The organism is Burkholderia sp. 9779_493 (assembly GCF_015712215.1).
Classification (GTDB): Bacteria; Pseudomonadota; Gammaproteobacteria; order Burkholderiales; family Burkholderiaceae; genus Burkholderia; species Burkholderia cenocepacia.
The window spans coordinates 117,853-137,044 of sequence record NZ_JACCQA010000014.1; the positions used below are offsets into that span (position 1 = coordinate 117,853).

Sequence of the window (19,192 nt, forward strand, 5' to 3'; positions counted from 1 at the left end):
GTCGGCGCTGCAACGCGGCGCGACGGCGTAGCAGCAACCGCCCGCGGCCGTCGTCAGAACACGCGCCCTTCGGTCAGGTGCGTCGTCACGCCGTTCAACACGTAATCGCCCACCACGCGCGCCTTGTGCAGCAACGGGTTGTGGCTGAAGATCGTGCGCAGGTTGCGCCAGTGGCGATCGAAGTTGTGCTCGCGCGCTGTTGCCGACGCGCCGCCCACTTCGAACAGCCGCTCGGCCGCATGCAGCGCGAGCTTGCTGACGATCAGTTGCGTGCGTGCGGTCGCGAGGGCGCTGTCGAGCACGAGCGTATCCGCATCGGCGGCGCCCGCCTCGATCGCATCGGCGGAACGGTCGAGCGCACGCGCGTTTTCTCGCACGAGCGCGTCGATCGCATGGCTGTGCGCGGACAGCTCGCCGACGATCTGCTGGATGAAGTGATCGTCGCGCGCGGTCGCCGCCGGGCTGTGCAGCGCGGGACGACCATGCGCGAGCACGTAGCGGCGTGCATCGGCCACCACGTTGCGCACGATGCCCGCGCCGGTCGCGACCAGATGCAACTGCCGCAGCGCGCCGCAATGCCGGCCGACGAGCGTCGACCCGTCGCGTGGGGCGACTTCGTCCGCGAACACCTGCACGTCGTTCAGCACCAGGCTGCCGCTCGCGGTCATGCGCTGGCCCATGCCGTCCCAGTCGTCGAGCACCTGCAGGCCGTCGCGCGCCACCGGAACGATCACGGCGAGCGCGTCGCCCTGCTCGTTCTCCACGTTGATGCGCGCGAAATCGGCAAACGCGGTGCCCGTCGAATAGTATTTGCGACCCGTCACGCGATGGTGATCGCCGTCGCGGCGCAGCACGGTCGTGTTCTCGCCCGGGCGCGACGTGCCGCGTTCGGTCGACGCGCCGCCGAAGATCGCGCCGGCCAGCACACGCTCGAGCTGCACGTCGTTGAACGCCGTACGCGGCGACAGCCGCAGCGTCTCGGTCTGGTCGTAGTGGATGCGCAGCGCATGCGCGAGATTCGAATCGGCGGCCGCCAGCGTCGCGATCGCATCGAACAGGTCGACCAGCGTGCCGCCCAGGCCGCCGCGCGCGACCGGAATCCGCAGCGCACCCAGCGCCGAGCGCCGGAAGAGCGCGAAGCCGTCGAACGGCAGTTCGCGACGCGCCTCGCGCTGGGCGGCATCCTGCCCGATCGCAGTCGCGAGATCGGGCAGCGCGGCAAGCGCGTCGCGCAATGCGTCGCGCGGATCGACGGCATCACGGGCAGTCATTCGGCAGGTCCTTGTTCGGGCAGATCGGGGAATGTCGCGGCAGCGCGCGACGGGGCGTACGTTACACGCCGTCCGCTGAGTATAGGGACGCACCCGGCGCGCGTGAAAAGCCGATTTCAGCTTACGTTATGCCCGCGCCGGGATTGATCGCGGACGGGCGCGTCAGTGCTGAATCCCCCAGCGCCGCACGGTCGCGCGTTCGAGCGTATCGAACACGAGGTTCTCGACCAGCAGCCCGATCACGATGACGGCCGCGAGGCCCGCGAACACGCGGTCCGTGTACAGCTCGTTCCGGTTCTGGAAGATGTACCAGCCAAGGCCGCCCTGCCCCGCGCTCGCGCCGAACACGAGCTCGGCCGCGATCAGCGTGCGCCACGCGAAGGCCCAGCCGACGCGCAGGCCCGACAGGATCGACGGCAGCGCGGCCGGCACGAGGATCAGCGCGATCTGGCGCAGGCCCGTGAGCCCGTAGTTGCGGCCGGCCATTTTCAGTGTGGCGGGCACGCCGACGAAACCGGTATAGATACTGAGCGCGAGCGGCCACAGCACCGCATGCACGAGCACGAACAGCAGGCTGCCGGTGCCGAGCCCGAACCACAGCAGCGCGATCGGCAGCAACGCGATCGACGGCAGCGGATTGAACATCGACGTGAGCATCGTCAGCAGATCGCGGCCGATGCGCGTGGATACCGCCAGCGACGTCAGCGCGAACGCCAGCAGCACGCCCAGCGCATAGCCGCGCAGCAGCACCGACATCGAGATGCCGGTCTTGACCAGCAGTTCGCCCGACTCGATGCCCTGCACGAACGCGGCCAGCGTCGCGCCGAAGGTCGGGACGAGCAGATCGTTCGCGACGATGCGCGCGACGATCTCCCACACGGCGATCAGCACGAGCGCGATGACGCCGCGGCGAAACCACGTGGCACCGGCGATGCGGCGCGACAGCGGCGCCGGCGCCGCGCGTTCGGCGTCGGGCAGCGGGTCGAGCGGACGCGTGTATTCGGCGCGCACGGGCGGCAGCGGCGGCAGGACCGGATCGATCGTACTCATGATGCGGCGTCCTCCGTCGTCGGTACGTGCGGTGCGTCGGTGTCGAACAGCAGGCGGTGGATTCGCGCGACGTGGTCGCGGAAGTCGCCGGTGTCGACGTTGTCGAGCGAATGCTCGTGACTGTTGAGTTCCGCCCGCACGCGGCCCGGATGCGGCGACAGCAGCAGAATCCGGTTGCCGACCACGAGCGCCTCCTCGATCGAGTGCGTGACGAACAGCAGCGTGAAGCGGAATTCGTCCCACAGCCGCAGCAGTTCCTCCTGCATCTTGCGGCGCGTGAGCGCGTCGAGCGCGGCGAACGGCTCGTCCATCAGCAGCACGCGCGGCTGCATCGCCAGTGCCCGTGCAATTGCGACGCGCTGCTTCATGCCGCCCGACAGCGTATGCGGATAGGCATCGGCAAACGCGCTCAGGCCGACCTTGTCGAGATAGTGCAGCGCGCGCTCGCGGGCTTCGGCGCGCGACAGCTTCGCGGCGGCGCGCAACGGAAACGCGACGTTCTCGACGACCGTCTTCCACGGCGGCAACTGGTCGAACTCCTGGAACACGACGACGCGGTCGGGCCCCGGCCCGCGCACGGGCCGGCCGTCGAGCGCGATCGAACCCGAGACGGGCTCGATGAAGCCGGCGATCGCCTTCAGCAACGTCGACTTCCCGCACCCCGACGGGCCGAGCAGCACGAAGCGGTCGCTGCCGTACACGTCGAAGCTCACCTGATGCGTCGCGCGCACGATCCGCGCGCCGCTGCGGTATTCGAGGCTGACCTCGTCGATGGCGAGCAGGCGTTCGCTGTGCGCGCCGGCCTGCGCGGCATGCGCCGCCGGCCGCCCGGCGGCACCTGCATCGGATGCGGCGGACGCGGCCGGCGACGCGCCGCTGCGTGCCGTATACGGCGGAAACCAGGTTCGGGGAGAAGTGGCGTTCACGATCGAATCTCTTGCGGGAAAAGCATCAACATACGGCCAGGCGTCGTGCGGACCAACCATCGATTGCGCATATCGAAACCGCGCCGCCGCATAAGCGTCGATCGCGGCGTCGCAGCGTCGACGCCGCTCAACTGCCGCCGGCCGTCGCGGGATCGTCGAAGAAGTAGTCTCGCCACGACTTCGGTTCGTTGCGGATCGCACCGGTGCGATGCATGAACTGCGCGAGCGGCAGCGTGTTCTGCGGCGCGGTCTTGAACTGCACCTGCGGATTGCGCAGGATCTTCAGCAGCAGCGCGCGATCGATCTTCGACCCGTTCACGCGAATATAGGTATCGGCCGCGCGCTCCGGGTCGGCCGCGATCTGCCGTGCGGCGTCGGCCAGCGCGGCGACGAACGCGCGGTAGGTCTTCGGGTTGTCGTCGCGGAATTTCTCGGTCGCGTACAGCACCGTCGCGGAGCTCGGGCCGCCGAGCACGTCATAGGAATTCAGCACGATGTGCGCGTTCGGGTTGCCGGCGAGCTCCTGTTCCTGGAACGGCGGATTGCCGAAGTGGCCGGTAATCACGTTGCTGTTCGCGAGAATCGCGGCCGTCGCGTCCGGATGCGGAATCGCCTGCGTGAACGCGTCGAGCTTGTCGAACTGCTTGTCGCCCCACTGCTTCGCCGCGGCGTACTGCAGCACGCGCGACTGCACCGACACGCCGACCGCCGGCACCGCGATGCGGTCCTTCGCGCTCAGGTCGGCGATCGTCTTCACGTTCGGGTTGCTGCTGACGAGGTAGTACGGGAAATTGCCGAGCGACGCGACGCCCTTCACGTTCTGCCGGCCGCGCGTTCGGTCCCACACGGTCAACAGCGGTCCGACGCCCGCGCCCGCGACGTCGACCGCGCCGGACAGCAGCGCGTCGTTCACGGCCGCGCCGCCCGACAGCCGCACCCAGTCGACCTTGATGTCGAGGCCGGCCTTGCGCCCTTCCTTCTCGATCAGTTGCTGGTCGCGCGCGACGTTCAGCATCAGGTAGACGACGCCGAACTGCTCGGCGATGCGGATGCGGCCCTCCGCGTGCGCGGCTTGCGGGATGACCGCGCCCGCGAAGGCGAGCGCGGCGGTGAGCGTGGCCGCCAGCGCGCGACGCGCCGGCAAGAACGAGAACGACATCGGAACTCCGGTCAGGAAGGGGCGGAAATGAATGACGGGGGCGTGCGGCTCAGAAAGGCGCGTCGCCTTCGATCGTCGTGCGGTACAGCTTGCGGCGCAGGTGGTCGGGCGTGCCGGCGGCGAGATGCATCAGCGAACGGTTGTCCCAGAACACCAGATCGTGGTCGCGCCATGCGTGCCGATACAGGTGCTCGGCGCGCACGCTGTGCGCGAACAGTTCGTCGAGCAGCGCGCGGCTTTCGTCTTCCGGCAACCCGACGATGCGCGTCGTGAAATGCTCGCTGACGAACAGCGCCTTGCGGCCGGTTTCCGGATGCGTGCGCACGACCGGATGCACGACCGCGGCGACCTGCGCGATCTGCTCGGGCGACAGGTTGGGCCGCCACGGGCTGCGCGCCTGCAGTTCCGCATAGCGCGCGAGATACGTATGCTCGGCGCGCCGCCCTTCGACCGCGCGGCGCAGGTGGGCCGGCAGCGTGTCCCACGCGAGATGCATGTTCGCGAACAACGTGTCGCCGCCTTCGGCCGGCAGCTCCTGCGCGTGCAGCAGCGAGCCGAGGCTCGGTTTTTCCTTGTACGACAGGTCGGAGTGCCAGAAATGGCCGGCATCGCCGAGCCCGACCGGTTTGCCGTTCTCGACGATGTTCGACACGATCAGCACTTCCGGGTGACCGGCCAGCGCGAACTGGTGCAGCACGTGAATCTGCAGCGGGCCGAAGCGGCGGCTGAATGCGATGTGCTCGTCCGGCGTGATGCGCTGGTCGCGAAACACCAGCACGTGGTGATCGAGATGCGCACGATGGATGCGCGCGAAATCGTCGGCATCGAGCGGTTGCGATAGATCGAGGCCGATCACCTCGGCGCCGAGCGGCGCGTCGAACGGCACGATGTCGAAATGCTGCGCCACGCCGTCCGGCCGCAAGGCGGGATGCCCAGCGGAAAGCGTTGCGGCGTCGCGGATGGCGGTAGTCGTCACGGCACGGCCCCTGATTCGGTCAAAACGCGAATCTACGAGTGCGTGCCGGCGTGCGTCAACGAAGCGATTCGGATACGTTTATCTGCTGCAGTGATAAAGATCGCTGCTCGCGCATACGGTGCCGATCGGGCGTGAAATGGGCGCGGAGTCGTCCGACCGGCGCCGATGACCAAAGGGTCCGCCCGCACCCTGCCGCATCGCCCTGCACCGCGAGCCGACTATGGCTGCCCTGCACCGCCCGACGCACCATAGATCTGCCCGGTCACGTAGCTCGAACGCGACGAAAGCAGTTCGACATAGATCGATGCGATCTCGGCCGGTTGTCCCGGCCGCCCCATCGGCACCTGCTCGCCGAATTTCTCGACGTTGTGTGTCGTCTGTCCGCCGCTGACCTGCAGCGGCGTCCAGAATGGCCCCGGCGCAACGCCGTTGACGCGGATGCCGCGCTGGATCATCTGCTTGGCGAGCCCCTTCGTGAAATTCGCGATCGCCGCTTTCGTCATCGCGTAGTCCAGCAGGTTCGCGGACGGATCGTACGCATTGACCGACGTCGTGTTGACGATCGCCGAACCGGCCGGCATGTGCGGAATGGCGGCCCGCGTGATCCAGAACATCGCATAAAGATTGGTGCGCAGCGTCCAGTCGAACTGCTCGGTGCTGATGTCGAGGATCGATTCGTGGCTCTGCTGGCGGGCCGCGTTGTTCACGAGGATGTCGAGCCCGCCGAGCGCGGCGACGGCCCGCTCGACGAGCCCGTTGCACGCGCCTTCGCTGCGAATGTCGACCGGCAGCGGCACCGCCTTGCGCCCCGCGCTGCGGATCAGGTCCACGACTTCGCGCGCATCGGGCTCCTCGTCGGGCAGATAGACGATCGCGACGTCCGCGCCTTCTCGTGCACAGGCGATCGCGACCGCGCGGCCGATGCCCGAGTCGCCACCGGTGATCAGCGCCTTGCGGCCGTCGAGCCGGCCGCTGCCGCGATAGCTGTGCTCGCCGTGATCGGGGCGCGGCGTCATCCGGCCCGCGAGGCCCGGCCACGGCTGGTGCTGCTGCGGAAACGGCGCATGCGGATAAAGCGTGCGCGGATCGCGCGGCGCAGGGTCGCCGGCGTCGGCCGGGCCGCCCGTCTGCGCGATCGTCGGCAGGGCGACGCTGGCGACCAGTCCGGCCGTCGTGCCCTGCACCCATTTGCGACGGGATTCGGAAACTTCGTCTGATGACATGATGGACTCCGGTGCGTGGTTGGCGGTGTGGAACCGGACGCGACCATTCGGCCGACGCGCGCGCTACAGCGGCCGCGGCCGATTTCCAGAATCGTCCGGCGCGTCGTGCTCGTCCGGCCACGGCTGGCCGGCCGGATCGCGCACCTCGGTCTGGCGCGGGTCGTCCGGCACGACCTTGCGTGCCTGATCGTCCGGAATCGTGTCGAGTTCGCCGCCGCCCGGCGCGTGGCCGGGGCGCGCGGTCGATTCGCCGCCGCCGGGGGTCGGGTTGCGCCGCTGCGGCGCGTCGGCCGCCTCACGCGCCGCGTCGGGCGACGCGGGATCCTGCCGTTGACTGTGCTCGGTCATGAATGTCTCCCTGTCCGGATGAGGACTGCGTTGCGCCGCACCACGCCGCGACGGGCGATGCGGCGGCCTGCACCGCTTTCAGCAAGCGACATGCCGTCATCGGGCTGCGTCTGCGCACCGCCAGCCGGTCGATCCGCTACAGAAATTACAAGCGACGCGTCATCCGGCGCAGTCAGGACAGCGCACGCGGCCGTGCCGATGCGGAAACGAAACGCGGCACGCACGATGCTCGAAAGCGGCATGCCGGCTGCACGCCGGCACCCTTTCGATGCCGAGGAGGACGATCATGAGCGCGACACACGCGACGAACGCGACACCGAACGACGAAGACATGACCGACACGCCGGACATTCCGCCGCCGGAGCCCGACGACGATCTGCCCGACTTGCCGGACCCGACCGAAGTGGGCGAGGACGGCTAACCGATCGCGCGAACCGTGCCGCCTGCCGGATTTTCGACACCGCCGGCCGGCGGCCCGCGCTTCACCGCGTGCGCCGCCTTTCGTGCGCGACCTCGCTGGTCGGCAACGCATCGACGTCCTGCAGCGGCTCGCCCGGAACGCGGCGCTTCGCGGCCTGGTCGGCCGGCAAATCCGCCGTCTGCTCGGCGCGCCCGTCCGCGCTGCTGCCCTGCGCATCGAGTTGCTGCTCGGCCCGCTGCCAGTATTCGTCGGCCCTGCCGTCCGGCGCGCCGTCCGCCTGCCACAGCTGGTACGCCCGCTCGCGAATCTGCGTTTCCCTGTCTTCGTTCATGTCGTTCCCCTGGTGTGCCATGGCGATCACCGATCCGGGCGCGACGGCGCCGATACCGCGCCGAGCGTCGACGACATCGCGCCGTCGGCGGCCGTCGCCAGATCACCCAGCGCGACGATGCCGACCAGCCGCTTCTGCCGGTCGACCACCGGCACGCGACGAATCTGCGCGTCTTCCATCTTCTTTTGCACCGCCGAGATGTCGTCGTCCTCGTAGCACCAGTTCGCGGGCCCGCTGACGACGCCCTCGATCGATTCGTTCGGCGGCACGCCCATCGACACCGCGCGCACGACGATGTCGCGGTCCGTCAGCATGCCGATCAGCCGCGTGCCGTCGCACACGGGCAGCGCGCCGACGTTCAGGTCGCTCATCAGCTTGGCCGCATCGCGCAGGCTCTGCGTCGGGCCGATGGTCGCGGCGTCGCGCGTCATCACTTCCGATACACATGTCATGTTTCGCTCCTTGATAAGCCGCCCACGGCGGCCTGCGGAACGCAGCATCGCGCGTTCCGGCCGCCGCGCGCGTCAGTTCTCCGTCGAGCAGCGCACCGACGTCAGGCCAGCCGACTCGACGATCCGCATCAGTTGCTTCAGCATCACGTCGGCGCCGGCCGCTTCGCGCCACTGCACGAACAGTTCTTCCTGGCGCACCGCGCGCGCGGTCGTTTCGCAGAAGCTTTTCGTCCGGCACGTGAAACCCGTATCGCGCAGCTTCGTGGCCAGTTGTTCGCGTGCAGCCGAGCCGAGCGGATATTCGACCGTCACCAGCGCGGTCCGGACGCCCCGCAAGCGCCGCTCGACGAACCGCAGCGGCCAGACGACCAGCAGCGCGAGCACCAGCCCGAGCGCGCCGAGCGACAACTGGCCGCCGCCGATGCACAGCCCGATGACCGTCACGAACCACAGCGTCGCGGCCGTGGTGACGCCGGACACCAGGCCGTCGCGATGAAGGATCGCGCCGCCGCCGATGAAGCCCATCCCGGTCAGGATGCCGAGCGGCAGCCGCATCAGGTCGAGCACCGAGAACGCGCCCTCCGGCTTGCCCGCCTGCAGCAGCAGCGCATTGACCTGCAGCATCGACAGGCACGCGGCGAGACAGACGAGGATCGTCGTGCGCAGTCCGGCCGTCTTGCCGGATTCGCTGCGATCGAAGCCGATCAGGCCACCCGCGACGAGCGCCAGCCCGATCCTGACGAGAACGTCGTGCCACTGCAGTGCGACCGGCATCGGTTCCATGCGCGCCTCCCGTGCAAATCGTCATGTGTCGGGGCGCGAACGCCGCCGACGACGCTTGCCGGTCGCAAGGCTCGGGCCTGCTTTCCGGGTAGGCGGCGGGTGTAGCAAGTCGAATGGGATTGTAGAAAGGGGCGTTCTGCGCACACTGTGCGTCAGCGGCGAAGGTGCCGGAGCTGTGCGCGGGATCGCCTGCCGCTGCTCGAGGCGCGGAACGGCGGCGGACGGATTGCCGCTGCGGGCATCCATCGGCGCCCTGTCCGGCGTGCCCGTCGGACGCGCGCACGCCGGCGCCGACGCCGTCTTTCTCCGTATCCGGTCAGATACGAACCTCGCCTCCACCCTCCTTTTCTCACCGTCCGCTCCCAATCGGGAACGAAATCACGCCGCCGCTTATCGGAACAATCCATTCGTTCCCGCACGAATACGAATCACGGTCCAAGCCGGCGAGTTATGCAATACTGTTCCCGTTCGGATACGAAGCACGGAGAATGTCATGTCGGAGTCCCAATCCGTCGACACGATCGGCGCGCTCGCCCATTTCATTCGCGCGGCGCGAATCCAGCAGGGGTTCACCCGGGACGAACTCGCGAACGCGACCGGGCTGTCGCCGAAATTCATCAGCCAGGTGGAAGCCGGCAAGCCGACCGCACAAATCGGCAAGGTCATGCTGCTGCTGAGTGAGCTCGGCGTGCGGCTGTACGCCGAGTCGGCGATCGAGATTTCCGAAGCGACCGCGCTGAAGGCCACCCAACGCCGCAGGAGCAGCCATGGCGGCTAGAACGCTGATCGCGTCCGCTAACGGCGTGCGCATGGGCACGCTGGCCGACGACAAGGGGATCTGGTCGTTTGCGTACGACCCGCAATGGCTTGCGTCACCCACCGCGTATCCGCTGTCGCCGGCGTTCCCGCTCCGCGCAGACGTGTTCACCGACACGTCCACCGATCGCCCGGTCCAGTGGTTCTTCGACAATCTGCTGCCCGAGGAAGGCATGCGCACGTCGCTCGCGCGCGAGGCGAAGGTCGATGCGGCCGACGCGTGGGGCCTGCTCGCGTACTTCGGCCGCGAATCGGCCGGCGCGCTGACGCTGCTGACCGACGGCGAGCAGGAAACGCCCGGCGACCTGCAACCGCTGCCGCTCGACGAGCTCGAGCACCGGATCCAGGCGATGCCCGAGCGCGCGCTGACAGCCACCGCACCCAAGCGCATGTCGGCGGCCGGCGCGCAGCAGAAACTGCTACTGGTGCTGCGCGGCGACGCGCCCGACTACGCGCTGTTCGAGCCGGTCGGCAGCGAACCGTCGATGCACCTGCTCAAACCCGACATGCGCGCGGCCCGCTATCCGCATTCGGCGATCAACGAGTTCTTCTGCATGCGGCTCGCGAAGAAGATGGGGCTCGACGTGCCCGACGTGCATTTCCTGCGCGCGCCGTCCGCCTGCTACGTGATCGACCGGTTCGACCGCGACGTCGCGTCCGAACGGGCCGCACGCGTGCATACGATCGACGCGATGCAGTTGCTCAACTACGACCGCGGTTTCAAGTACCAGCGAGCGAATGCGCAGGAGCTGGCCCGCGCGATCGACCGCACCAGCACGCGCGCGCTCACGCGTCTGTCGGTGTTCCGCTGGACCGTGTTCAACGTGGTGGTCGGCAATGCCGACGCGCACCTGAAGAATCTGTCGTTCTTCGTCGACGCGCGCGGCTACCGGCTCGCACCGTTCTACGACATCGTCAGCACGGTCGTGTATCACACGCCGACGCACCGGCCCGACCACCGCGGCGATCATTGGCCGCACTGCGAGCTGACGATGCCGCTCGGGAATGCGACGCGGTTCGCCGATATCGACACGAATGCGCTGGTCGCATTCGGTCATGCGCTAGGGCTCAGGGAGAAAGCGGCCACCAGCGAACTGCAGCGCTTTCTCGAGCCGCTCGATCGTCACGTCGGAGAGACGCTCGATGAAGTGCGAAACATCGCGCATCCGGACGCCGGGGAAATGCGGTTGCTGAATTCGATCGCCGCGATGCCAATCGCGGAGATGGGGCGCGCGCTGCGGCAGGCGCGCGGATAGGTTGCCGCGCGCGGGTGTCGTACCGCCGCCGATACCCGCGCGCCGCCCGGCCCGGCGAATACCGGGGCGTCAGCCCCGCCCCGCAAAGGCATCGACGCCCGTCGCCGCCGCGGACCACGCCCACAGCCGCGCCGCGTCCTCCGGATCGATCGCATGCGGCCGCACGCCCGATTCCTCGTTGCCGCGCGTCACCGTCGCGACGTCGCAATCCTCGCAATAGACACCGCCGAGATCGGCCAGGCGCGGCGACGTCGCCGCCCATACCTGGGTTGCCGCGCCCTGCGCGGGCGTCTTGAAAGTCGGATCGATGGGCACGCCGTGTTCGTCGACCCAGCCCTGCGCCATCATTTCCTCGCGCGTCAGATGACGCTGCAGCGGCGTCGCGATCTTGCCGGGATGCAGCGAATACGCGCGGACACCGAACGGCGCGCCGAGCACGTCGAGCTGCACCGCGAACAACGCGTTGGCCGTTTTCGACTGCCCGTACGCCAGCCATTTGTCGTACCCGCGCGTGAAATCGATATCGTCCCAGCGGATCGGCGACAGCCGGTGCCCGAGCGACGACACCGCGACCACGCGCGCGCCGTCGCCGTGCGCGATCGCCGGCCACAGCCGGTTGACGAGCGCGTAGTGACCGAGGTGATTGACGGCCAGCTGCGCTTCCCTTCCGTCGCCCAAGCGAGTCTCCGGGCACGCCATGATGCCCGCGCTGTTGATGACGATGTGCACGTCGCGCCGCGCGTCGACGAACCGCGCGGCGAATGCGGCCACGCTCGCGGCGTCGGCGAATTCGAGCGCCGCGATCTCCACGCCGGCGATGTCGCGCGTCGCCTCGCGCGCGGCCGCGACGCTCCGTGCGCCGACGACGACGTGCGCACCGGCCTGCGCCAGCGCCCGCGTGGTTTCGAGGCCGAGACCCGAATGGCCGCCCGTGACGATGGCGGTCTTGCCGTGCAGGTCGAGGCCGGCCAGGACGTCGCTCGCCGTCGAGGCGGCGTCGAATCCGGAATGAAGGGGATGCTGCCTGCTCGTCATCGAAGGCTCCAGGAACGGGGTGCGAAGCTCGAGGCCGCCCATCGGCCGCGTCACTGCACGAACCCATTCTCCGGCCGCGCATCCGGACTGTGAATGCAATAGAATCCGGTTTTTCGTCGAGATCGTCCGGGGATTGCGCGTGGACCCGCTATCGGAAGTGCTGTCGCTGCTGGAAACGCGCGACTCGTTTTTCACCGGCCTGCGGGCCGGCGGCCCGTGGGCGGTCGACCTGCCCCCGCCCGACGGAATCAAGTTCAACGCGGTGGTCGAAGGCAGTTGCTGGCTGACCGTCGACGGTGCGGGGCCACCTGTTCGGCTGCGTACGGGAGACTGCTTCCTGCTCGCCGCGCCCCGGGCATTTTCGCTGGCGAGCGATCCGTCGGTCGCGCCGGTGCCGGCCGCGGAAATCTATCGGCATATCGACCGCGGTATCGCCCACTATGGCGAGCCGGCCGACTGCTTTCTGATCGGCGGCCGCTTCGCGTACGAGGAACGCATGCCGCTGCTGCTCGGCAGCCTGCCGCCCGTGGTGATCGTGAGCGGCGATTCCGAACCGGCGGCGGTGTTGCGCTGGTCGCTGCAGCAACTCGCACGGGAATTCGGCGCGTCGTCGCCGGGCGGGTCGCTGATGATCCGGCATCTCGGACACATGATGCTCGTGCAGATCCTGCGGCGCTACGTGGACACCGGCGCGAACGGCGATGTCGGGTGGCTGGCCGGGCTCGCGGATGCGCGGGTCCGCGCGGCGCTGGCCGCGATTCACGCGGCGCCCGAGCGGCGCTGGACCGTCGACGCGCTGGCGGCCTGCTGCCACGTATCGCGGTCGACGTTCGCGCTGCATTTCAAGCGGCGGCTCGGGTTCGGGCCGCTCGAATACGTGCTGCGCTGGCGGATCCAGCTGGCGATGCGCGAACTGCGCCGCTCGAACGCGTCGATCTCGACGATCGCGCAACGGCTCGGCTACGACTCGGATAGCGCGTTCGGCCATGCGTTCAAGCGGATCGTGGGCTGCTCGCCGCGCGCCTATCGTCATGACGTGACGAAGGAATCGGGCAACTAGCGTCGTGACTGCCTTCGTCGGGCTCGTGATGGCGCGACTCCGTCAACGCCATGCATTCGTATCACGATCGTCGGGATAAGTATTCTTATCACAATGCACCGATTTCTTTTCAAAACTCGGCCGCGTATCACTGCGCCGGTGCGCTGCCGCCGGTATGCCGCAATTCCCCGTCGATGTGCTGCGGCAGCCTCAGCAGGTTGAAGATCGGGCACACCGCTTCGACTGCCTGATGCAACGCGCGGATGGTCTCCGGCGGCTCCGGCGACACGATGTCGAGCGTATAGCGGATGTTGTGCGGGAATACCGGAACATGCTCGAACCCCGGCTGCTGCGCGAGCGGATGCTGGTCGCCGGTGACTTCGACTTCGATCGCATCGATCTTCAGGCCCCGCTCCGCGGCCTGGATCAACGTGATGTGCGTGAGGCAACTGCCGAGCACGCCGAGCTGCAGCTCCGGCGACGCGGGCCCGAGGTTGTAGCCCGCGAAATCGGGCGGGCTGTCGCTGATCACCTGGAAGTCGCGGATCCGGATCTCGCGCACACCGCTGCGGCCAAGCGCGCGCACGGTCGCCTTCAGTGGCGTCGCCTTGAAATCGGGATCGTTGCGGGCAGCCTGCTGCTTCGCGTGCCACGCATCGCGCTTGTGGGCGAGATAGTCGTTCAGGGTCGTCATGGTCAAGTCACGGGTAAGCGGCACGCACGCGACCGATCGGTTCGCTGCGTGCCGGGGCGATCAGTCGATCGCCGGAATCCAGGGGGCGGTTGCCGCGTCGCTCGCGCGGAACGCCGGAAACTTCGCGCCGAGTTCGGCCACGGTATGAATGTCGTTCTTCACGAGATCGTCGCGCGTGATCAGCGTCGGCTTGACCGCGATGCGCGCGCCCGGGTTTTGCCCGGCGACCAGCAGCGCCGCGGCCCGCACCGACACCGCGCCGACGACCGCCGGATTGGTCGCGGCCGTCGCGACCCACGCGCTGTTCGGTGCGCGAATCGCCTCGATGTCGGCCGTCGACACGTCCGCGCTGTAGATGCGGATTTTCGACGACAGCCGGGCCTCGTCGGCGGCGAGCTTCGCGCCGCGCGCGAATTCATCGTACGGCGCGAACACCACGCGAATGTCCGGATTCGCGCGATACACGGCCGCCGCCTGGTTCGCGACCGATTGCGCGATCGGGTTGTCGACGGTGCCCCAGCGCGCCTTTTCCTGCACCTTCGGATGCGCGCGCTTGAAATCGCGCCACGCGGCATCGCGGCGGTCGAGCGGCGCGAATCCTGCCACGTACACGTACCCGGCGGAGAACGCGTCGCCGTTGTCCTTCACGGCCTGATCGAGCAGCAGGTTCGCGAGGTCGCGATCGTTCTGCTCGATCTGCGGCACCTTCGGATTGGCGAGATCGACGTCGAACGCGACGACCTTGATCCCCTTGTCCAGCGCACGCTGAACGACGTCCTTCAGCGATTCCGGCAAGCCGTGATTGACGATGATCGCGGACACGCCGATGCTGATCGCCTGCTGGATCTGCTCGCGCTGCTCGGCCGCGTCCTGCCGGCCTTCGTAGATGCGCAGATCGACGCCGAGCGCGCGCGCCTGCTTCTGCGCGCCGGCTTCGTAGGCCTGGAAAAAATCGCCGGTCGACAGGTAGTTGACGAGCGCGATCTTCACGCCGCCCTTGTCGAACGGCGCGGGCGCGCCCTTGAGCGGGCCGGCGTGCGCGGTGGGCACACCGAGCGCGAGTGCGGCGCCCAATACGAGTGCACCGAGTTTCGGTTCGAAGCGCGACTTTCGGCGAAGCAACGAGCGCATGGCGTGTCTGTCTCCGTACAGGACGATATCGGCTCAATCTATCAGCACGGCACGCGAACTCAAACCGACCGATTCGGCAATCGATATTACTTTGGATAACAAATGGTTCAGCCCGGGCGTGCTTCGAACCCGTCCATTCCCGAGCCGACGCTTGGCGACCTCACCCGTCACGCCCGGACATCCGCCCGGCGACCGATGCCGAACGTAAACGCCAAGGCCAGCACGAGCAGCACGCCCTTGATGAAATCCTGCATATAGTAGGGCGCGTTCAGCATCGTGAGTCCGTTGAGCAGCACGCCGACGAACACCGCGCCGACGACCGTGCCGAACACGTTGGGCCGCTTCGCGCCCCACACCGCGTAACCGATCAGTGCGGCGGCCACCGCGTCGAGCAGCAGCGAGTGTCCCGCGCTGACGTCGCCGCGGCCCACGCGCGCGGCGATCAGCACGCCGCCCAGCGACGCGATCGCACCCGACAGGACATACGCGGCGACACGGTAGCGCGCGGCCGGTGCACCGGCCAGCCGCGCGGCCGTTTCGTTGCCGCCGATCGCATAGATCACGCGGCCCCAGCGCGTCGCTTCCATGGTGATGCAGGCCAGCACCGTCACGGCCGCGAGCACCAGCACCGGCAACGGTACGACGTCGAATACGCGCAGCCGGCCGAGCACGAGAAACGCGTCGGGGAACACGCCCGTCGCATCCGTGCCGTCGGGCAGCACGGAGCCGGTCGCGAGCGAACGGCCGCCGGTCGGGATCAACTGCAGGCCGGCCAGCAGGAACAGCGTGCCGAGCGTCGCGAGCTGGTCGGGCACGCGCAGCCGCGTGATCAGCAAGCCGTTGAACAACCCGGCGGCCACGCCGAGCACGACGCACGCGATCACGGCCGCCCACGCGCTGCCGTGCCAGACGACCAGCACGTAGCTCGCGGCCATCTGCGCGGTCGCGGCCACGCTGCCGACCGACAGGTCGAAACCGCCGGCCGCGAGCGTGACCGTCACCCCGACGCCGAGCAACGCGACGATCGACACGGCCTGCAGGATGCTGAACAGATTGTCGACGTTCAGGAACGCAGGCTCCCTGAGCGCAAACACCACCACGAGGACGGCCAGTACGAGCAGGATGCCCGTCCGTTCGAGCGCATCGCGGATGCGCGCCGGCCCCGTGCGCGACGATCGTTCGACGGGGGCGGCATGATGCACGGCGGAAGAAGAAGTCACGGGTTTCATGAGTGGGCACCCACGATGGAAGAAATCGGAGACAGGCCATCGAGCGTCGCGCGATCGAACCGCACGATCCGATCGGCGATCTCGGCCGCTTCCTCGAGATCGCTGACGAACACGAGCGTCGCACGTTCATGCGCATGACGCCGCAGCGTATCGACGATATCGGCGCGCGCGCCCGCATCGATGCCCTGGAACGGCTCGTCGAGCAGCAACAGCCGCGCGGGCTCGGCGTGCCAGCGCGCGAGCACGACCTTCTGCTGGTTGCCGCCGGACAGGTGCGCGACGCGATCGTCCGGCCCCTCGCAGCGAATGCCGAACCGCGCGATCGCGGCCGCGGCGGCCGTACGTTCGCGGGCTCGGCGCACCGCGCCGCCCGCGAACCAGCGCGACAGGAACGGAAAGCCGATCGTGCCCGCGATCGACGCGAACGGGACGCTGTCGGGAAACAGCGACGTGCGCCAGCGATCCTCGCCGGCCAGGAATACGCCGGCGCGAATCGCATCGGCCGGCGAACGTGGCCGCCATGGCCGTCCGTCGAGCGTCATCTCGCCGGCGGCCGCCCGCACCGCGCCGAAGATCGTCCGCGCGAAGCGCGACTTGCCGCCGCCGACCGGGCCCGCGATCGCGACGATCTCGCCGCGCCGGACATCGAGGTCGAACGGCGTGCTGGTCGGCGTCAGCCGGATCTGCCGCACGCTGAAGCCTGATCCGGGCCCGGATTCGGCCGGTGCGACCCGCTCCGGCGCCACGGCACGCGTACGCGGCAACGGCCGGCCGATCATCGTTTCCACCGCGGCGTCGAAATCGATCGGCGCGGCCAGATCCGCGACGATCCGGCCATCGCGGACGATCGCCGCGCGATCCGCGATACGACGTAAGTCGCCGAGCCGATGCGACACCAGCAGGATGGCGACGCCATCGCGGCGCAACGCATCCACCAGCTCGAACAGCCGCTCGGCCTCCGTCGCCGACAGGCTGGCGGTCGGCTCGTCGAGAATCAGCAACGACGGCTGCCCGGCCAGCGCACGCGCCAAGGTCACGCGCTGCTGGTCGGCCAGCGACAGCGATGCGAGCGGCGCCGCCAGATCGACGTCGAGCCCGACCCGCTCGGCAAGCGAACGCGCCGCGGCACGCCGCGCGGCCGGCGGCGCGCGCCACGGCGACGCCCGGTCACACAGCCGGTCCAGCAGCAGGTTGTCGGCGATCGACAGCGTCGGCACGACGGCGTCGGTCACCGACTGGTGCACGGTCGCGACGCCGAGCCGCTTGGCCATGTGCGGCGACGCCGGCCGATACGGTTCGCCGCGCAGCGTCAGCGTGCCGCCGTCCGGTTGCAGCGCGCCGCTCAGGATCTTGACGAAGGTCGACTTGCCGGCGCCGTTCGCGCCCATCAGCGCGACGACTTCGCCGGCGCCGATCGACAGGTCGAGCGCTGCCAGCGCGACGGTCGCGTCGAAGCGTTTCGCGATGCCCGTGGCGCTCAGGACGGGCGGCGATGCCGATCGACGGGGTCGAGCTTCGCGCCGCGTCGCCTCCATGGTTTCGTTCGTCGCGCGATTCATGCCGAGAGATCCCGGTCGGCACGATGCAGTTGCGGCAGGAACAGTACGTCATCGCTCATGTCACGCCCCTCCGATGAAAGTCGTTCGGCATTGGTCGGCCGGTCAGCCCGCTTCCGGTACGGGAAACCGGAACGACGCGCCATAGGCCGTGTCCGGCAGGCGGTCGCGGCCGCCCAGCCGTGAACGGAAGGTGCCGCTCGCCGGCGTCGTCCGGTACAGGCCGCGCTTCTTCAGCTCGGGCACGATCAGTTCGGCGAAATCGTCGAGCGTGCCCGGGCTGATCAGCGGGTTGATCATGTAGCCGCTCGTCGTCGACTGCCGCGCATGCTCGGCGAGCTGGTCCGCGACTTCGTCCGGCGCGCCGACGAGGATCAGGTCGGTGCCGCGCGTGACGCTCGCGAACTTGCGCCGCACGTCGCCGGCGGTGAGCGGCTTGCCGCTGCCGTCCGGCCGCACCACGTAGGACGTCAGGCCTTCCGTCTGCGTCGTCAGCGGTTCGTCGTCCGCATAGCGGTCGATGTCGATGCCGGTGTCGCCCGCATAGCTGACGAGTTGCGCGTGCTGGTGATAGTGCTGCTGCAGCGCGTGATACTTCTCCTTCGCATCGCTCGACGAGCGCGCCGTGACGATCCGCAGCACCGTCAGCGACTTCACGTCGTCCGCCGCGCGGCCGCGTTCGGCCGCGAGCCGCCGAATCTCGTCGAGGCCCGCGCGAATCTCGTGCGGATTCGATTTCGCGACGAACACCACCTCCGCGTGCTTCGCCGCGAACGCGCGCCCGCGCCCCGACCAGCCGGCCTGGATCAGCACGGGCGAGCGCTGCGGCGACGGCGCGCAGACGTGCGGCCCCTGCACGCGGTAGTGCGTGCCTTCGTGCGCGATCGGCCGCACGCGCTCGCCACGCGCATAGCGCGGCGCGTGCTTGTCGGCGACGACCGCGTCGTCCGCCCAGCTCCCTTCCCACAGCTTGTACACGACGTCGAGGAACTCCTCCGCGCGCGCGTAGCGTGCGTCGTGGCCGATCATCCGGTCGAGCCCGAAGTTGCGCGCCGCGCTCGTCAGGTAGGACGTCACGATGTTCCAGCCGATCCGGCCGTTGCTCAGATGATCGAGCGTGCTGAAGCGACGCGCGAGCGCGAACGGATGCTCGTAGGTCGTGCTCGCCGTCACGCCGAACGCGAGCCGTTCGGTCTGCGCGACGAGCGCCGGAATCAGCATCATCGGATCGTTCGCGGGTGCCTCGACCGCCCACTGCACCGCCGCGTCGGCCGACCCGCCATAGACGTCGTACAGGCCGAGCACGTCCGCGAAGAACAGCATGTCGAGATCGGCCTGCTCGGCCGTGCGCGCGAGATTCGACCAGAACGCGAGCGTATTCGCGCGCAGCCGTTCGTCGGCCGGATGGGTCCACAGGCTCGGCGCGCCGCCGCAGCCGACGCTGGCTTGTTCATACAGGGAAAACAGCAAGGGGCGAGGATCGGACATCGTCGAAA

The 19,192-nt window shown here is 68.8% G+C and carries 20 protein-coding genes; 4 read left to right on the forward strand and 16 right to left on the reverse strand.

Going from position 1 to position 19,192, the window contains the following annotated elements:
• Positions 1-53 precede the first annotated feature (53 nt).
• The 7 genes from H0X95_RS16600 to H0X95_RS16630 all read right to left on the reverse strand — a co-directional run bounded on the left by H0X95_RS16600 (position 54) and on the right by H0X95_RS16630 (position 6,953).
• A complete protein-coding gene (locus tag H0X95_RS16600) occupies positions 54-1,271 on the reverse strand; it encodes an acyl-CoA dehydrogenase family protein (protein WP_006498211.1) in 1,218 nt (405 codons plus the stop codon).
• A gap of 162 nt (positions 1,272-1,433) precedes the next feature.
• A complete protein-coding gene (locus H0X95_RS16605) occupies positions 1,434-2,321 on the reverse strand; it encodes an ABC transporter permease (RefSeq protein ID WP_006487501.1) in 888 nt (295 codons plus the stop codon).
• Complete coding sequence (locus tag H0X95_RS16610) at positions 2,318-3,307, reverse strand: ABC transporter ATP-binding protein (protein WP_006498212.1); 990 nt, start codon at positions 3,305-3,307, stop codon at positions 2,318-2,320. Before H0X95_RS16610 ends, H0X95_RS16605 begins: the two co-directional genes overlap by 4 nt.
• A gap of 67 nt (positions 3,308-3,374) precedes the next feature.
• Entirely contained in the window at positions 3,375-4,406 is a 1,032-nt protein-coding gene (locus H0X95_RS16615) for an ABC transporter substrate-binding protein (RefSeq protein WP_006487511.1), read from the reverse strand.
• A gap of 49 nt (positions 4,407-4,455) precedes the next feature.
• On the reverse strand, positions 4,456-5,382 hold the full coding sequence (locus H0X95_RS16620; protein ID WP_059722979.1) for a TauD/TfdA dioxygenase family protein: 927 nt from the start codon (positions 5,380-5,382) through the stop codon (positions 4,456-4,458).
• 218 nt (positions 5,383-5,600) lie between these two features.
• Positions 5,601-6,605, reverse strand: coding sequence for an SDR family oxidoreductase (locus tag H0X95_RS16625; protein WP_059722977.1), 1,005 nt, complete (start codon positions 6,603-6,605; stop codon positions 5,601-5,603).
• Positions 6,606-6,668: 63 nt separating this feature from the next.
• Positions 6,669-6,953 carry a hypothetical protein gene (locus H0X95_RS16630; RefSeq protein WP_012493736.1) on the reverse strand — a complete coding sequence of 95 codons (285 nt, stop codon included), beginning with the start codon at positions 6,951-6,953 and terminating at the stop codon, positions 6,669-6,671.
• A gap of 286 nt (positions 6,954-7,239) precedes the next feature.
• Here H0X95_RS16630 and H0X95_RS36180 point away from each other — a divergent pair, with 286 nt between their 5' ends.
• Positions 7,240-7,374 (forward strand): hypothetical protein, encoded by a 135-nt coding sequence (locus tag H0X95_RS36180; RefSeq protein ID WP_256858284.1) that lies wholly within the window; start codon positions 7,240-7,242, stop codon positions 7,372-7,374.
• A gap of 61 nt (positions 7,375-7,435) precedes the next feature.
• Here the strand turns inward: H0X95_RS36180 and H0X95_RS16635 are convergent, their stop codons facing one another.
• The 3 genes from H0X95_RS16635 to H0X95_RS16645 form a co-directional block, all read right to left on the reverse strand.
• A complete protein-coding gene (locus H0X95_RS16635) occupies positions 7,436-7,705 on the reverse strand; it encodes a DUF2934 domain-containing protein (protein WP_080403583.1) in 270 nt (89 codons plus the stop codon).
• Between the two features lie 26 nt (positions 7,706-7,731).
• Complete coding sequence (locus H0X95_RS16640) at positions 7,732-8,157, reverse strand: CBS domain-containing protein (RefSeq protein WP_006489155.1); 426 nt, start codon at positions 8,155-8,157, stop codon at positions 7,732-7,734.
• 72 nt (positions 8,158-8,229) lie between these two features.
• Positions 8,230-8,940: an MgtC/SapB family protein gene (locus H0X95_RS16645; RefSeq protein WP_059722975.1), complete on the reverse strand. Its 711-nt coding sequence runs from the start codon at positions 8,938-8,940 to the stop codon at positions 8,230-8,232.
• Positions 8,941-9,433: 493 nt separating this feature from the next.
• On the opposite strand from H0X95_RS16645, the gene H0X95_RS16650 reads away from it, so the two are divergent.
• Complete coding sequence (locus H0X95_RS16650; RefSeq protein WP_058903630.1) at positions 9,434-9,718, forward strand: helix-turn-helix domain-containing protein; 285 nt, start codon at positions 9,434-9,436, stop codon at positions 9,716-9,718.
• A complete protein-coding gene (locus H0X95_RS16655) occupies positions 9,708-11,012 on the forward strand; it encodes a HipA domain-containing protein (RefSeq protein WP_059722972.1) in 1,305 nt (434 codons plus the stop codon). Before H0X95_RS16650 ends, H0X95_RS16655 begins: the two co-directional genes overlap by 11 nt.
• 69 nt (positions 11,013-11,081) lie before the next feature.
• On the opposite strand, the gene H0X95_RS16660 is transcribed toward H0X95_RS16655, so the two are convergent.
• Positions 11,082-12,047, reverse strand: a complete 966-nt coding sequence (locus H0X95_RS16660; protein WP_059723109.1) for an SDR family NAD(P)-dependent oxidoreductase — start codon at positions 12,045-12,047, stop codon at positions 11,082-11,084.
• A gap of 139 nt (positions 12,048-12,186) precedes the next feature.
• On the opposite strand from H0X95_RS16660, the gene H0X95_RS16665 reads away from it, so the two are divergent.
• A complete protein-coding gene (locus H0X95_RS16665; protein ID WP_059722970.1) occupies positions 12,187-13,107 on the forward strand; it encodes an AraC family transcriptional regulator in 921 nt (306 codons plus the stop codon).
• Positions 13,108-13,234: 127 nt separating this feature from the next.
• On the opposite strand, the gene H0X95_RS16670 is transcribed toward H0X95_RS16665, so the two are convergent.
• The 5 genes from H0X95_RS16670 to H0X95_RS16690 all read right to left on the reverse strand — a co-directional run bounded on the left by H0X95_RS16670 (position 13,235) and on the right by H0X95_RS16690 (position 19,184).
• Positions 13,235-13,780 (reverse strand): OsmC family protein, encoded by a 546-nt coding sequence (locus tag H0X95_RS16670; RefSeq protein ID WP_006498228.1) that lies wholly within the window; start codon positions 13,778-13,780, stop codon positions 13,235-13,237.
• A gap of 60 nt (positions 13,781-13,840) precedes the next feature.
• Complete coding sequence (locus tag H0X95_RS16675; protein WP_059722968.1) at positions 13,841-14,911, reverse strand: substrate-binding domain-containing protein; 1,071 nt, start codon at positions 14,909-14,911, stop codon at positions 13,841-13,843.
• A 167-nt stretch (positions 14,912-15,078) separates the two neighbouring features.
• Positions 15,079-16,140 (reverse strand): ABC transporter permease, encoded by a 1,062-nt coding sequence (locus tag H0X95_RS16680; RefSeq protein ID WP_059722966.1) that lies wholly within the window; start codon positions 16,138-16,140, stop codon positions 15,079-15,081.
• The gene (locus H0X95_RS16685) at positions 16,137-17,699 is read right to left on the reverse strand and encodes a sugar ABC transporter ATP-binding protein (protein WP_080403581.1); all 1,563 of its coding nucleotides are present in this window, start codon (positions 17,697-17,699) and stop codon (positions 16,137-16,139) included. The genes H0X95_RS16680 and H0X95_RS16685 overlap by 4 nt, the downstream gene beginning before the upstream one ends.
• Positions 17,700-17,801: 102 nt before the next feature.
• Positions 17,802-19,184, reverse strand: a complete 1,383-nt coding sequence (locus H0X95_RS16690; RefSeq protein ID WP_059722965.1) for an LLM class flavin-dependent oxidoreductase — start codon at positions 19,182-19,184, stop codon at positions 17,802-17,804.
• Positions 19,185-19,192 lie beyond the last annotated feature (8 nt).